General features: G+C 52.5%; 15 protein-coding genes and 1 pseudogene. 8 read left to right on the top strand and 8 right to left on the bottom strand.

Translation table 11 applies throughout. From position 1 onward, the window contains the following. Positions 1-24: 24 nt before the first annotated feature. Together FDW95_RS20550 and FDW95_RS20545 are read right to left on the bottom strand one after the other, a co-directional pair. Positions 25-696, bottom strand: a pseudogene (locus tag FDW95_RS20550) (efflux RND transporter permease subunit); the annotation flags it as partial. Positions 697-724: 28 nt separating this feature from the next. Continuing rightward, positions 725-1,882 carry an efflux RND transporter periplasmic adaptor subunit gene (locus FDW95_RS20545; protein ID WP_115258906.1) on the bottom strand — a complete coding sequence of 386 codons (1,158 nt, stop codon included), beginning with the start codon at positions 1,880-1,882 and terminating at the stop codon, positions 725-727. A 439-nt stretch (positions 1,883-2,321) separates the two neighbouring features. Here FDW95_RS20545 and FDW95_RS20540 point away from each other — a divergent pair, with 439 nt between their 5' ends. Continuing rightward, on the top strand, positions 2,322-2,681 hold the full coding sequence (locus FDW95_RS20540; RefSeq protein WP_096757619.1) for a YcgJ family protein: 360 nt from the start codon (positions 2,322-2,324) through the stop codon (positions 2,679-2,681). 75 nt (positions 2,682-2,756) lie between these two features. Here FDW95_RS20540 and cbpM read toward each other — a convergent pair whose 3' ends face one another. From cbpM to dsbA, 3 genes are all read right to left on the bottom strand, one after another. Continuing rightward, on the bottom strand, positions 2,757-3,062 hold the full coding sequence (gene cbpM / locus FDW95_RS20535; RefSeq protein ID WP_115258905.1) for a chaperone modulator CbpM: 306 nt from the start codon (positions 3,060-3,062) through the stop codon (positions 2,757-2,759). Next, the gene (gene cbpA / locus FDW95_RS20530; protein WP_096757617.1) at positions 3,062-3,982 is read right to left on the bottom strand and encodes a curved DNA-binding protein; all 921 of its coding nucleotides are present in this window, start codon (positions 3,980-3,982) and stop codon (positions 3,062-3,064) included. Before cbpA ends, cbpM begins: the two co-directional genes overlap by 1 nt. Before the next feature lie 204 nt (positions 3,983-4,186). Then, positions 4,187-4,810: a thiol:disulfide interchange protein DsbA gene (gene dsbA, locus FDW95_RS20525; protein ID WP_115258904.1), complete on the bottom strand. Its 624-nt coding sequence runs from the start codon at positions 4,808-4,810 to the stop codon at positions 4,187-4,189. Between the two features lie 350 nt (positions 4,811-5,160). Between dsbA and FDW95_RS20520 the strand changes: the two genes are divergently transcribed. The 5 genes from FDW95_RS20520 (at position 5,161) to agp (ending at position 9,953) form a co-directional block, all read left to right on the top strand. Beyond that, positions 5,161-5,523 (top strand): copper resistance protein, encoded by a 363-nt coding sequence (locus FDW95_RS20520; protein ID WP_115258903.1) that lies wholly within the window; start codon positions 5,161-5,163, stop codon positions 5,521-5,523. Positions 5,524-5,571: 48 nt separating this feature from the next. Next, positions 5,572-7,452: a protein-disulfide reductase DsbD domain-containing protein gene (locus FDW95_RS20515; RefSeq protein WP_115258902.1), complete on the top strand. Its 1,881-nt coding sequence runs from the start codon at positions 5,572-5,574 to the stop codon at positions 7,450-7,452. Further along, positions 7,449-8,072, top strand: coding sequence for a DsbA family protein (locus tag FDW95_RS20510; protein WP_096757613.1), 624 nt, complete (start codon positions 7,449-7,451; stop codon positions 8,070-8,072). Before FDW95_RS20515 ends, FDW95_RS20510 begins: the two co-directional genes overlap by 4 nt. Then, positions 8,062-8,568, top strand: coding sequence for a protein disulfide oxidoreductase (locus tag FDW95_RS20505; RefSeq protein WP_137363597.1), 507 nt, complete (start codon positions 8,062-8,064; stop codon positions 8,566-8,568). Before FDW95_RS20510 ends, FDW95_RS20505 begins: the two co-directional genes overlap by 11 nt. Before the next feature lie 143 nt (positions 8,569-8,711). Next, on the top strand, positions 8,712-9,953 hold the full coding sequence (gene agp, locus FDW95_RS20500; protein WP_115258900.1) for a bifunctional glucose-1-phosphatase/inositol phosphatase: 1,242 nt from the start codon (positions 8,712-8,714) through the stop codon (positions 9,951-9,953). 47 nt (positions 9,954-10,000) lie between these two features. Here the strand turns inward: agp and FDW95_RS20495 are convergent, their stop codons facing one another. Together FDW95_RS20495 and wrbA are read right to left on the bottom strand one after the other, a co-directional pair. Further along, positions 10,001-10,228: a YccJ family protein gene (locus FDW95_RS20495; protein WP_115258899.1), complete on the bottom strand. Its 228-nt coding sequence runs from the start codon at positions 10,226-10,228 to the stop codon at positions 10,001-10,003. A gap of 20 nt (positions 10,229-10,248) precedes the next feature. Then, positions 10,249-10,845: an NAD(P)H:quinone oxidoreductase gene (gene wrbA, locus FDW95_RS20490; protein WP_115258898.1), complete on the bottom strand. Its 597-nt coding sequence runs from the start codon at positions 10,843-10,845 to the stop codon at positions 10,249-10,251. 385 nt (positions 10,846-11,230) lie between these two features. On the opposite strand from wrbA, the gene FDW95_RS20485 reads away from it, so the two are divergent. Then, positions 11,231-11,404 (top strand): general stress protein, encoded by a 174-nt coding sequence (locus FDW95_RS20485; protein WP_096757608.1) that lies wholly within the window; start codon positions 11,231-11,233, stop codon positions 11,402-11,404. A gap of 194 nt (positions 11,405-11,598) precedes the next feature. After that, complete coding sequence (rutR, locus tag FDW95_RS20480) at positions 11,599-12,237, top strand: HTH-type transcriptional regulator RutR (RefSeq protein WP_096757607.1); 639 nt, start codon at positions 11,599-11,601, stop codon at positions 12,235-12,237. Here the strand turns inward: rutR and FDW95_RS20475 are convergent. Beyond that, positions 12,234-12,629, bottom strand: coding sequence for a lysozyme inhibitor LprI family protein (locus tag FDW95_RS20475; protein ID WP_115259968.1), 396 nt, complete (start codon positions 12,627-12,629; stop codon positions 12,234-12,236). The genes rutR and FDW95_RS20475 overlap by 4 nt on opposite strands. Positions 12,630-12,748: the final 119 nt, after the last annotated feature.

Genomic DNA, 12,748 nt, shown 5'->3' with positions numbered 1-12,748 from the left:
TCAGTAAGTTGGCAGCATCACCGACTGAGGCATCCCCCCCAGTTGTCCCCCCGATATCTGATTATTCTGTATCTTAATTTGCGCAATAACGTCCTGCGGTGTGAGGCTATATTTGTTGAGTTTTTGCGGATCCAACCAAATGCGCATGGCGTATTGTGAACCGAATAATTGCACGCTCCCCACCCCGGCAGTACGACTGAGAGGATCTTTAATGTTTGAGGCAACATAGTCAGCAATATCATATTGGCTCAGGCTGTTGTTATCCGAGATAAAGCCGGCAACCATTAAGATATTGCTACTGGATTTATCCACGCTGACCCCTTGTTGCTGAACCTCCTGCGGCAAGGAGGGCATCGCCAACTGCAGTTTATTCTGCACCTGAACCTGTGCAATATCGGGTGATGTGCCGGTTTTAAACGTCAGGATAATTGACGCATTGCCTGCCGCGTCGCTGGTGGACGACATGTACATCAGGCCATCAAGACCATTCATATTTTGTTCAATCACCTGAGTGACGGAGTCTTCTACGGTCTTTGCGTCTGCGCCAGGGTAGGCGGCGTTAATCGTAATCGTCGGGGGCGCTATTTGCGGATATTGGGCGATCGGCAGGTTCATAATAGCGATCCCCCCGGTAAACATCAGAATAATTGCCAGCACCCAGGCAAAAACCGGGCGCTCAATAAAAAAGTTAGCCATGAAGAAGGTGTCCTTAATACCTGAAATATTACTGTTCGGTTACCGTGTCAGGGCTGTTTGATGGCGAAGAGAGAACCCGGGCTTTCATTCCCGGACGGATTCGTTGTAATCCGGAAACAATAACCCGGTCGCCGGGACGTAATCCTGCGGTCACTAACCATTGGTTACCGACAGCTTTTACTGCGTTGATTTCGCGCAGTTGCACCCTGTTTTTCTGGTCGAGGATCAGGGCAGTCGCCTTTCCCTGCTCGTTATGGGTAACCCCTTGCTGAGGAACCATTAGAACGTTCTGCTGGCGACCTTCATCCAGTAAAGCCGTAACGTACATACCGGGTAAAATCTCGCCGTCAGGATTCGGGAAGATGGCGCGCAGGGTCACGGAGCCAGTGACTTTATCGACGGCGGGATCGGAAAACTGCAGCGCCCCGGTATAGCGGTAGGGTTTGCCATTTTCCAGCATCAATTCAACCGGGATCTGGCCTTTTTCCTGGGCGATTTTTCCACTGGATTTTTCTTCTTTCAGGCGTAAGAAGTCCTGCACCGACTGGGTTAAATCGACGTAAATTGGGTCTAATTGCTGGATGGTGACCAGCGCGCTTTCCTGATTCGCGGTGACCAGTGCGCCAACGGTAACGGAAGACGTGCCGCTAATGCCATCGATAGGCGAGGTGACATTGGCGTAATGAAGGTTAATGGCGGCCTGCTCGACGTCCGCTCTGGCGACGGCAACGTTAGCGTCAGCTTCATTAAGCTGTGAACGCGTGGTGTCATAATCCTGACGACTGACGTAATTGGATTTTAATAAAGCTGACTGGCGCTGGAATGTTAAACGTAGATTATTGGAAGTGGACAGCGCTTTTGCCAGAGCGCCTTTGGCCGCATCGAGTTTTGCCTGCAGAGGCGCCGGATCAATTTGGTAGAGCGATTCACCTTTGCTGACTTTATCACCCTCAATAAAATCCCGCTTAATAATTATACCGCTGACCTGCGGTCTGATCTCAGCAATTTCGAACGATACGGCCCTGCCCGGAAGCTCACTTTTAATATCAACGGAAGAGGGTTTCAGAGTAATAATCCCAACTTCGGGTTCTCTGGTGATATTTTTTTCTGAGGATTGATTGTCACACGCGGTGATAATTGCGACACTAAAAAACAATGGTATCAGCAGTAAGCGTTTTCTGTTCATAGTAATCCCTGAATAATTTTGACGTACACAGTAATTTGCATTGTATGCAGGGGAGGGATGTCATCGATAAATAGCATGAGGCGATCAGGCATAAGAAGGATAAAGCCTATTTTGGCTAATGATTTAGCAAGTGAATTACAGGTAACAGAGTACGTTATTTAAATTCAGGTTCACCCAATATGTGATGGCGAGTTATACTTGCACTATCGTATTTAAAGCACACGCCGACAGGGCGAATGTCAGGGGCAGAATCATTACGCCTTTTGTTTTGTTCATTTTAATTCCCTGCTAAAAAAGACAGGTTTATAGTAAACCTTTGCACATTATTGTCATCAAGCGCGCAGCTGATTATCTAAAAGTAATATAATTGTAGCTCATGGTTATAGATGGTTTCTGGTGTACAATATTAATCACATCAGGCGAAGAATATAGGGAGAGTATGATGATAAAAATTGGTAGCCTGCTGGCAGTTGGTATCCTGTCACTGCCCGCGTACGCCGCGACCACCGGACCACACAGCCCTGTCGCGGGCGTACTGTGCGACAAATATATCTGTGCGGATGAGCACGGCTTGTCGGTGGCGCTGACCACGAAGTATGTCGGAAAGAAGCAGGGTGATAAACTGGCAGCGGCCGGACAATTTGACACGACGGCCTTTACCTTCCAGGGCGGTCTGTTCTGCGACACCACTGAGCGTCTGTGCCGGGATGACCGATATTTTGGACCAGACGGTAAACGCAGTGGCAAAGTGAACACCCACTACACGGCGTTGCTGTTCGGCAAGACGGATAAATCCTGACTACACGGGTAAGCGCTGAATTCGTCGCTTACCCGTGGTATTTCACGTTATCAATCGGGCGTTAATCTCAATTCGTTATAAATGCGTGACAAAGCGCGACAAACGCTGGCGCAGCAGGTGATTTTCCTGACGCAACTGCGCATTCTCTTCCAGTAACGTGAGCGCAACGGCTATCCCCGGCCAGTCAAGCGCCAGTTCCTGACGTAAACGCAAAGCCCGCCGTACGACGCCTAACGCGCGATCGTCAAACTGCCAGTGGGCGCTTTCATCTTCGCGGGGTTCGATCATCCCCAGGCCGACAATCTCAGTCAGCTCCTCGGCGGAAACGCCGGTATGCAGGCAAAACTCGGTAATGGTAAAAGTGACGGTAACGTTAGCCATTATGCTTTCCCCCACTCTTTGCGTGGATCAAAGGTCTTCTGCGCGTCCGCCAGCTGTTGCCACAAGGCGGCGCTGTTGTCGTCAGGTTTGGGTGGCATCACAATTTTGATCACCGCGTACAGGTCGCCGGTCTGTTTTTTACTCACCAGCCCTTTGCCCTTGATGCGTAATCGTTGTCCGGCCTGGCTGCCAGGTGGGATCGTCAGCAGGATACTCTCTGTGAGTGTTGGCACGGTCACTTTTGTGCCCAGTGCGGCTTCCCATGGGGCAAGGGGCACGACAATTTCCAGGTCCTGATTGACGATATCAAATAGCGGATGCGGCGCGATATGAATCACCAGCCACAAATCACCGTTCGGGCCACCGTTCTCACCGGGCGTGCCCTGGCCTTTCAGCCTGATGCGCTGGCCGTTGCCTACACCTGCTGGAATTTTCACATTCAGCGTTTTGGGGATCTCTCGCTCTACCAGGCCAAACGCATTGTAGACCGGCAGGGAGTAACTGATGGTGCGGCTATGCTCAGCAAGGGTTTCTTCGAGGAACACGGCCACATCGATTTCGATATCGTGCCCACGACGGGCGTGGCGCTGTTGCGACTGGCGAGCGTGTTGACCAAAAATGGAGGAGAAAATATCGTCAAAATCTTCGGCGTTGTAGCTCTGACCTTCACCTTGCTGGAACTGACGGCTGAACTGCGGATCGTTGCGGTGCTGCCACAACTGATCGTATTCGGCACGACGTTGTTCATCGCTTAGGACTTCCCAGGCTTCAGCAACCTCTTTAAAACGTGCTTCGGCGTCGGTTTCTTTGCTGACGTCAGGATGGTATTTGCGGGCGAGTCGACGATAGGCGGTCTTGATGGTTTTGAGATCGTCCGTCGGTTTCACGCCCATGATGGCGTAATAATCCTTTAATTCCATAGTGTTATCTCGTATGAATCAACCCATGAAGAAGGATACCCCTCGGGAAAGGCATCACCGTAAGTTTAGGGTAATCCTGAAAAGTGCGAATGCCAACTATGAAAGGGACGAAAACAGTGACGCCTGACGGCATGAATCGGACATTGTGCACCACCAACGGTAGCAGATGGTTTCTGTTGGTGGTGCGTCGTGCAATATTAATGATCAGGATTTGGTAATAAGAAAACGGACCGTCTCTGCGTAGTTCTGCACAAAGGCATTCACGTTATCGGAATTTAATCCTTTCGGGTTAATCATATATTTGCCGTTAATGAAGATAGCCGGTACGCCTTTCAAATCGACGGCTTTAGCCAATTCTTGCTGTTTAGCGGTCAGTGATTTCACCGCAAAGCTATTCCATGCGGCATCATAATCGCTGGCGCTCACGCCTGCCTGGATAAACACGTTGCGAATATCATCAGCGGTTTTAATCGACTGTTTCTTCTGTACGGCATCAAAAAGTAAAGGTTTAACCTTATCTTCTACATTTAACAGCATGGCGACAGACCAGGCGTGCGTCATATCGGCTCCCAGAGGACCTAAAAAGTCGACGTGGTACTCGGTGAGTTTAACATCCTCAGGTAAGGCTTTTTTCACATTATCAGTAACTTCCAGGACCTCATCGTATTGATAGCAAGAGGGGCAGTAGAAGGAGAAAAACTTCAGTGCAGCAGGCGCTGACGGTACGGCTTTTTCCAGCGTGATAAATTCTTTTCCATCGGTAAATGTTGCGGCCTGAGCACTCACGGTAAACAGCAACCCGATCAGCGGGAGTAGATATTTTTTCATTTTCATATACTCTAAATAACATATTATAAACAAAGATGTTTATAATGAACGCGATGTCCATTACGCCATCATTATAATAAAGCATTTATTTTATAATGCGCTGCTCCTTACTTTGATTTACGCATGGATGCTTTTTAATAACGTATTTAAATGCCTGGGTGAATTATTTTTTTTGGAGTCATCGGAAATGGCGAAAGATTTCCCTCGTTATATTTTACGGTGGCGATTATTTGTTTCCATGACATACAAGCAGGGCGGATGAATGTCCTGCACCGACATAACTTTACAGCGTAAAGGTTGCCAAAACCTCGCCAGTAGCTAAGATAACCGCGTCAATCAGTGAGGGTAAAATGGCAAAACGTCAACGGATGGGATGGTGGTTCCTGTGCCTGGCATGTGTTGTGGTGATGGTATGCACCGCGCAGCGCATGGCGGGTCTGCACGCGTTGCAGATGAACACCACTGCCGCAACCGTTGTTGCCAGCGCGCAAACAGAGGCTGATGACGCCTCACCCGTGACCCCTTGCGAACTGAGTGCGAAGTCATTGCTGGCTTCGCCTCCGGTGCTGTTTGAAGGTGCCATTCTGGTGCTTTGCCTGCTTCTGTCGCTACTGGCGCCGGTGCGGGTTTTTCGTCTGCCGTTTTTCCCACCGCGAGCTATCTCGCCGCCCACTCTGCGGGTTCATCTCAGGTTTTGCGTCTTCCGTGAATGACAGAGCAGCCGTTGCTGACTGTTAGATAATTATTCACGGAGAAAAAATATGATGACTGTTTTCAGGCAGGCGCTGCTCTGTCTGTTATTGCTATGGCTGCCCGTATCCTGGGCGGCTGATATCGGCTGGCTGCGCTCAGCCGAGAATGACCATGCCAGTGTGCGGCTGCGTGCCGATACGTCCGCCGAGGGGGAAACCCGGCTGCTGCTGGACGTCAAACTTGAGAATGGCTGGAAAACCTACTGGCGCTCACCGGGCGAGGGCGGCGTCGCGCCGTCTATTGCCTGGAAGGGCGCCATGCCAACCGTGGACTGGTTCTGGCCCACGCCTGCGCGTTTTGAAGTCGCCAACATTACTACCCAGGGCTATCACGATCGGGTGACGTTCCCGATGGTGGTGCGCGGTACGTCACCGGCTACGCTGAACGGCGTTTTGACGCTGTCGACCTGTAGCAACGTTTGTCTGCTGACAGATTATCCCTTTTCTGTGACGCCTTCTGTCCTGGACGCCACCTTTGCCCATGACTATGCACAGGCCATGGGGCAGATCCCACTTGCCAGTGGTCTGACGGATTCTCTGCACGCCGGGGCGCGCGCCGGAGAACTGGTCGTCGAGGCGCAGCGTAAGGGCGGCTGGTCTACACCGGGGTTGTACCTGGATACTGTCGATGAGGCGGACTTTGGCATGCCGACAATGCGCGTGGAGGGTGAAACGCTGCGCGCCACGATCCCGGTGCATGACAGCTGGGGTGAGGGTGCGCCGGATCTGCGCGGTAAATCGCTCACGCTGGTGCTGGCAGATAACGGTGTCGCTCAGGAAAGTCGTCTTGTCATTGGTGACGCGCCGGCAGCAGAAAGCGCGGCGCTCCCGCTGTGGCAGGTGGTGTTGATGGCGCTTCTGGGCGGGCTTATCCTCAACCTGATGCCCTGCGTGCTGCCGGTTCTTGGGATGAAGCTGGGTTCAATTTTACTCGTCGAGGAGAAAAGCCGTCGCCAGGTTCGCCGCCAGTTTCTGGCTTCGGTGGCCGGAATAGTGGTCTCCTTTATGGCGTTGGCCGCGCTGATGACGGTGCTGCGGATGACCAATCAGGCACTCGGCTGGGGGATCCAGTTCCAGAGTCCGTGGTTTATCGGCGTGATGGTGCTGGTGATGCTGACGTTCAGTGCCAGCCTGTTCGGGCTGTTTGAATTCCGTTTACCTTCAAAGATGACCACTACGCTGGCGACCCACGGTGGCAATGGCCTGGCCGGTCATTTCTGGCAGGGCGCGTTTGCGACGCTGCTTGCCACGCCGTGCAGTGCGCCGTTCCTGGGTACGGCTGTGGCGGTGGCGCTAACGGCTTCACTACCCACGCTGTGGGGGCTGTTTCTGGCTCTAGGACTGGGAATGAGTTTACCGTGGCTGCTGGTGGCTCTGCGCCCGGGTCTGGCGCTGCGTTTACCGCGTCCGGGACGCTGGATGGCTATCCTGCGGCGTTTGCTCGGGGTGATGATGCTCGGTTCAGCCATCTGGCTGGCAACGTTGCTGCTCCCGCATCTGGGGTTTACCAGCCAAAGTGCTGCCAAAGAGAGCGTCAACTGGCAGCCGCTTAGTGAACAGGCCATTACCGACGCGCTGGCTCAGCATAAACGTGTTTTCATCGATGTGACCGCCGACTGGTGTATTACCTGTAAGGTCAACAAATTCAACGTCTTGAATAAAGAAGACGTGCAGGCCGCCCTGCAGCAGCCAGATGTGGTGGCACTGCGCGGTGACTGGACGCTGCCCTCTGAAGCAATTACCGAATTTCTAAAAAAACGCGGCCAGGTTGCTGTGCCGTTTAACCAAATTTATGGCCCCGGCATGCCGGAAGGCCAGGCGTTACCGACGCTGTTAACCCGCGATGCGGTGTTAAACATGCTGGTAGATGCTAAAGGAGTCACGCCATGAAACTGTTGATTGTTCTGCTGTTGTCCCTGTTTTCTGCCGTCAGTGTGGCGCAAGAGCCCGCGCCGTTTACCCCGGAGCAGGAAAAGCAAATTGAAGCGTTAATTCAGGAAGCGCTGTTTAACGATCCTGACAGTCCGCGCATTGGCGCGAAGCAGGCAAAACTGACGCTGATTAACTTTACCGATTACAACTGCCCGTACTGCAAGCAGCTGGATCCGATGCTGGAAAAAATTGTGCAAAAGTACCCGGACGTAGCCGTAGTGATTAAACCGCTGCCGTTTAAAGGTGAAAGCTCGGTGCTGTCGGCGCGCACCGCACTGATGACCTGGCGTGAGCACCCGCAGCAGTTCCAGGCGTTACATGAAAAACTGATGCAGAAAAGAGGCTACCATACTGCTGCCAGTATTAAACAGGCACAGGAAAAATCGGCGGCAACCCCGGTAACATTGGATGATAAAAGTATGGAAACGCTGAGCACCAACCTGCAACTGGCGCGGCTGGTAGGTGTGCGCGGTACGCCTGCCACGATCATCGGCGATGAACTGATCCCAGGCGCCGTACCGTGGGAAACGCTGGAAGCCGTGGTCAAAGAAAAGCTGGCGGCGGCCAATGCTCAGTAAACTGCGCCGCTGGCTGCGCGAAGGGCTTATCTTACTGGTGCTGATTGCGGGCGCGATGTTGCTGATGGATGCGTGGCGAGCGCCCACGCTCCCCACCGCTTTTGACAGCACGCCATTGCAGACGCTGGAGGGTGAAACCGTTACCTTGGCGGCGCTCAGTCAACAAGAACCTGTGCTGCTCTATTTCTGGGCCAGCTGGTGTGGCGTTTGTCGCTTCACCACACCGGATGTTGCCCGGTTGCAGCGGGAAGGCGAGAACGTGATGACCATTGCGTTACGCTCCGGCAGTGAAGCGGAAGTGTCTCGCTGGCTGTCGCGCAAAGGTGTGGACTTCCCGGTCATCAATGACGCCGATGGCACGCTCTCCCGCAGTTGGGAGGTTGGCGTCACGCCGACGCTGGTAGTGATGTCGCAAGGCCGCGTGGTCTCCACAACCAGCGGCTGGACCAGTTACTGGGGCATGAAATTGCGGCTGTGGTGGGCAAAAACGTTCTGAATATCGTGCCGGGGAAACCCGGCATTTTTTTACAGCTGAGATAAACCCTTAACTACACCTGCATTTTTGCGAAAGCGTTCCCGGAAAAATGTCTTGTTTCTGTCACACTCTGTGGTGATTGATAACAACAAGAGGTCGTAGGGATGAATAAATCACTAATCGCCGCAGCCGTGGCAGGGGTCGTATTACTGTCATCCGCCGCACAGGCGCAGACCGCGCCGGAGGGCTATCAACTCCAGCAAGTATTGATGATGAGCCGACATAACTTACGTGCACCTTTAGCCAATAATGGCAGCGTTCTGGAGCAATCGACGCCGAAGCCGTGGCCACAATGGGATGTGCCGGGCGGTCAACTCACCACCAAAGGCGAGGTGCTGGAAATCTATATGGGCCATTACATGCGTGAATGGCTGGCAGAGCAGGGGATGGTGAAATCCGGTGAATGTCCGGCCCCGGACACGGTGTATACCTACGCCAATAGTCTGCAGCGTACGGTCGCAACGGCGCAGTTCTTTGTGACCGGCGCGTTCCCGGGCTGCGATGTTCCCGTGCACCATCAGGAAAAAATGGGCACCATGGATCCCACCTTCAACCCGGTAATCACTGACGACTCTGCCGCCTTTAGTCAGCAGGCCGTGCAGGCGATGGAAAAAGAGCGCAGCAAAATGCAGCTTAGCGACAGCTACCAGTTGCTAGAGCAAATGACAAACTACAAAGACTCACCATCCTGTAAAGAAAAACAGCAGTGCTCACTGACCGACGCCAAAGACACGTTTACTGCGAAGTACCAACAGGAGCCTGGGGTTTCAGGACCGCTAAAGGTTGGTAACTCGCTGGTGGATGCGTTCACGTTGCAATATTACGAAGGGTTCCCGCTAAATGAGGTGGCCTGGGGTGAGATCAAATCCGATCAACAGTGGAAGGTGCTGTCAAAGCTGAAAAATGGCTATCAGGACAGCCTGTTTACCTCGCCGGCCGTGGCGCAAAATGTGGCCAGGCCGCTGGTGAAATATATCGATAACACATTGGTGACCGAGCGTACAAAAGCGCCGAAAATTACCGTGTTGGTCGGTCACGACTCCAACATTGCGTCATTACTCACCGCGCTGGATTTCAAACCGTATCAGCTGCATGACCAGAACGAACGCACGCCGATTGGCGGGAAGATTGTCTTCCAGCGCTGGCATGACAGTAATGCTAACCGGGATCTGATGAAAATCGAGTATGTTTATCAGAGCTCGCAGCAGTTGCGTGATGCACAGGTGTTGACGTTGAAATCACCCGCGCAGCGCGTGACGCTGGAACTGAAAGGCTGCCCGATAGATGCGAATGGCTTCTGCCCGATCGATAAATTCGATAGCGTGCTGAATGCGGCGGCAAAGTAGAGTGAAATAACAAGAAACTCCCCCGTGTAGACGGGGGAGTCATGATGCTAGACGTTTTTACGTTCGATAGTCTGTTCACCCCAAAAGAGTGAGTCTTTGTCCGTTTTCTCGAAGGCTTTGATCAGCACCTCGTCGCTGCCTTCTTCCCAAATTTTCTCCGCCAGTTTCTCGTCATAATGGGCGACTTCAAAAATAGCCTCGGCGATTTCCGACGATGTATTGCGCAGACGCGCCCATTCACCGACGCGATGGGCTTTCGCTTCTTGAGTTGGCATACGAATCCTCCTGTTGCAGATTAGCCGTTGAGTTTTACTGCCAGACCGGCGACATATTCACCCTGATAGCGGGCGATAGACAATTCTTCCTGACTTGGCTGGCGAGAGCCGTCGGCCCCGGCAATGGTGGTCGCGCCGTACGGTGTCCCGCCGCGAACTTGCGAGACGTCAAACAGCTCTTGCGCGGCGTATCCAATAGGAACGATGACCATCCCGTGGTGGGCAAGCGTTGTCCAGGTTGAGGTAATGGTTTGTTCCTGACCGCCGCCGGTTCCTGTTGAGCTAAATACGCTGGCGAGTTTGCCGTACAGGCCGCCAGAAGCCCACAGGCCACCGGTATGATCCAGGAAGGTACGCATCTGACCGGACATATTGCCAAAGCGGGTAGGGGTGCCGAAAATAATGGCGTCGTAATCAGCCAGTTCTTGCGGGGTCGCGACAGGGGCATTTTGTGTTTTACCGCCCGCCTTCAGGAAGATCTCAGGCTGCATCGTTTCTGGCACACGCTTAATAATGACTTCCGCGCCATCGACCTTATTTGCACCTTCTGCGACTGCATGGGCCATCGTTTCAATGTGTCCGTACATGGAATAATAAAGCACCAGAACTTTTGCCATTTTACACTACTCCTCGAGTTAACCGTCTGTGTAGCGAATCGCTACCTCTCTTTAAAGATATGACGTACTGCCAGGAGTGCAAATTTCACCATCATTTCTTTGATTTATAACAATTTTAATGGCAGTTCTATTTTGTCGCAAAATGATACATTTTTGAGCAGGTTGGATTTGCTAGTCATAAGAAAGGGTTATTGATTTCCGGCGGTGATTATTCGCCAAATACCGGCAAACCTGTTGCAGAATATTACCGTTAGCCGGTTGTCAGGCCAGTCTTCACTATGCTTAATCCCACGCAGCGAACATAGGGCATTGCCCACAGCTTGCGTGAGGTATCACTCCTCAGTACCTATGCAATATGATGTCTAATCAATGACGGAGGTCAGTAATGGCAAACCATCGAGGCGGTTCCGGCAACTTTGCGGAAGACCGCGAAAGAGCATCAGAAGCAGGTCGAAAAGGTGGCCAGCACAGCGGGGGTAATTTCAAGAATGACCCGCAACGCGCTTCAGAGGCAGGCAAAAAAGGGGGCAAAAATAGCCACGGCAATAACAAAACGTAATTGCCAGGCTGTCTGTTAACTATATCGTGACGTCTGAGCGTTCAACGACAGACGTCGCAAAGCCACCGCCGCCGGATTATCCGGCGGTTTTTTTGTTTGAAGGTTGCACGGTAACCACTTCCCGTAACCGCTTTAATTTATCCATTCACCGTATGATTTGTTATGCTGACGCCCTCAGAACAAGGAGAGGGCGGATGGCTCAAGGCGTAGAGAAAAAAACAGGTAAACGCTCGCAGGCGGTCAACGCGAAACGCCAGGCCATTTTAACTGCGGCGCTAAATATCTTCTCCCAGTTTGGGATCCACGGAACGCGTCTTGAACAGGTGGCTGAGCAGGCGGGCGTGTCAAAAACCAATCTGCTCTATTATTACCCGTCAAAAGAAGTGCTCTATATTGCCGTGTTACGCCAGATCCTCGACATCTGGTTGGCGCCGCTGAAGGCCTTTCGTGAAGACTTTGCGCCGCTGGTGGCGATCAAAGAATATATCCGCCTCAAACTGGAAGTTTCCCGCGATTACCCGCAGGCATCACGGCTGTTTTGTATGGAGATGCTGGCAGGCGCGCCGCTGCTGATGACCGAGTTGACGGGAGATCTCAAAACGCTGATTGATGAGAAATCCGCGCTGATTGCCGGGTGGGTCAGTAGCGGCAAACTGGCTCCGGTCGATCCGCATCATCTGATTTTTATGATTTGGGCTTCAACCCAGCACTACGCCGACTTTGCTCCACAAGTGGAAGCAGTGACGGGTGCGACACTACGCGATGAAGCCTTTTTTAACCAAACGGTTGAGAACGTCCAGCGGATGATTATCGAAGGGATCCGCGTGCGTTAACCGGCGGGCGGTAACGGGCAGCTTAAATCACCTTCTTCACACTGCAGCAGCGAGGCGAGAAACGCTTCGCGCTCGTGGGTTTTATCGGTCAGACACTGGCTCGCGATCATCGATTGCACGCTGCCGCCTTCCGTACCTGAGCTGATTAACGCGCAGTCAGCATCGCGCAGAGTTATCCACGCGACTTGCGCCTTTTTCAGTAATTCACGTTGAGTGGGCGCTGCACGCTTAAGCGCATTCTGATAGGTATCATTGAGCTTTGCATCCGCCGTTTTAAACTGCTCAGCGGCGCAGGTGTTCATCTCAGTTTGGGTGTTCGCGTTGGTGCAGTCTTCTGCCAGCGCCGGGCTGCTGAGCAGCAGTGCCGCACATGTCAGTACAATTCGTTTCATGCTTCTCTCTGACTCCATAAAAAAGGCCCCGTTACCGGTAATACTGTTCATTCAACGACTCAGTTTCAGAAAGCATCAACCAGTGTTGGGGAGGTGATGAACATGCTATCTCAGAGAGA

Origin of the sequence: Citrobacter sp. wls718 (assembly GCF_005280945.1) — a bacterium.
In the GTDB taxonomy this organism is placed as follows: Bacteria; Pseudomonadota; Gammaproteobacteria; order Enterobacterales; family Enterobacteriaceae; genus Citrobacter; species Citrobacter gillenii.
The sequence above is the reverse complement of the archived record's forward strand: the minus strand, read 5'-3'. Positions and strand labels throughout refer to the sequence as shown.

Bases quoted from the DNA above. Each gene is read 5' to 3' on its own strand.
- FDW95_RS20545 (WP_115258906.1), bottom strand. From the start codon at position 1,882: ATGAACAGAAAACGCTTACTGCTGATACCATTGTTTTTTAGTGTCGCA.
- FDW95_RS20540 (WP_096757619.1), top strand. From the start codon at position 2,322: ATGATGATAAAAATTGGTAGCCTGCTGGCAGTTGGTATCCTGTCACTG.
- cbpM (WP_115258905.1), bottom strand. From the start codon at position 3,062: ATGGCTAACGTTACCGTCACTTTTACCATTACCGAGTTTTGCCTGCAT.
- cbpA (WP_096757617.1), bottom strand. From the start codon at position 3,982: ATGGAATTAAAGGATTATTACGCCATCATGGGCGTGAAACCGACGGAC.
- dsbA (WP_115258904.1), bottom strand. From the start codon at position 4,810: ATGAAAAAATATCTACTCCCGCTGATCGGGTTGCTGTTTACCGTGAGT.
- FDW95_RS20520 (WP_115258903.1), top strand. From the start codon at position 5,161: ATGGCAAAACGTCAACGGATGGGATGGTGGTTCCTGTGCCTGGCATGT.
- FDW95_RS20515 (WP_115258902.1), top strand. From the start codon at position 5,572: ATGATGACTGTTTTCAGGCAGGCGCTGCTCTGTCTGTTATTGCTATGG.
- FDW95_RS20510 (WP_096757613.1), top strand. From the start codon at position 7,449: ATGAAACTGTTGATTGTTCTGCTGTTGTCCCTGTTTTCTGCCGTCAGT.
- FDW95_RS20505 (WP_137363597.1), top strand. From the start codon at position 8,062: ATGCTCAGTAAACTGCGCCGCTGGCTGCGCGAAGGGCTTATCTTACTG.
- agp (WP_115258900.1), top strand. From the start codon at position 8,712: ATGAATAAATCACTAATCGCCGCAGCCGTGGCAGGGGTCGTATTACTG.
- FDW95_RS20495 (WP_115258899.1), bottom strand. From the start codon at position 10,228: ATGCCAACTCAAGAAGCGAAAGCCCATCGCGTCGGTGAATGGGCGCGT.
- wrbA (WP_115258898.1), bottom strand. From the start codon at position 10,845: ATGGCAAAAGTTCTGGTGCTTTATTATTCCATGTACGGACACATTGAA.
- FDW95_RS20485 (WP_096757608.1), top strand. From the start codon at position 11,231: ATGGCAAACCATCGAGGCGGTTCCGGCAACTTTGCGGAAGACCGCGAA.
- rutR (WP_096757607.1), top strand. From the start codon at position 11,599: ATGGCTCAAGGCGTAGAGAAAAAAACAGGTAAACGCTCGCAGGCGGTC.
- FDW95_RS20475 (WP_115259968.1), bottom strand. From the start codon at position 12,629: ATGAAACGAATTGTACTGACATGTGCGGCACTGCTGCTCAGCAGCCCG.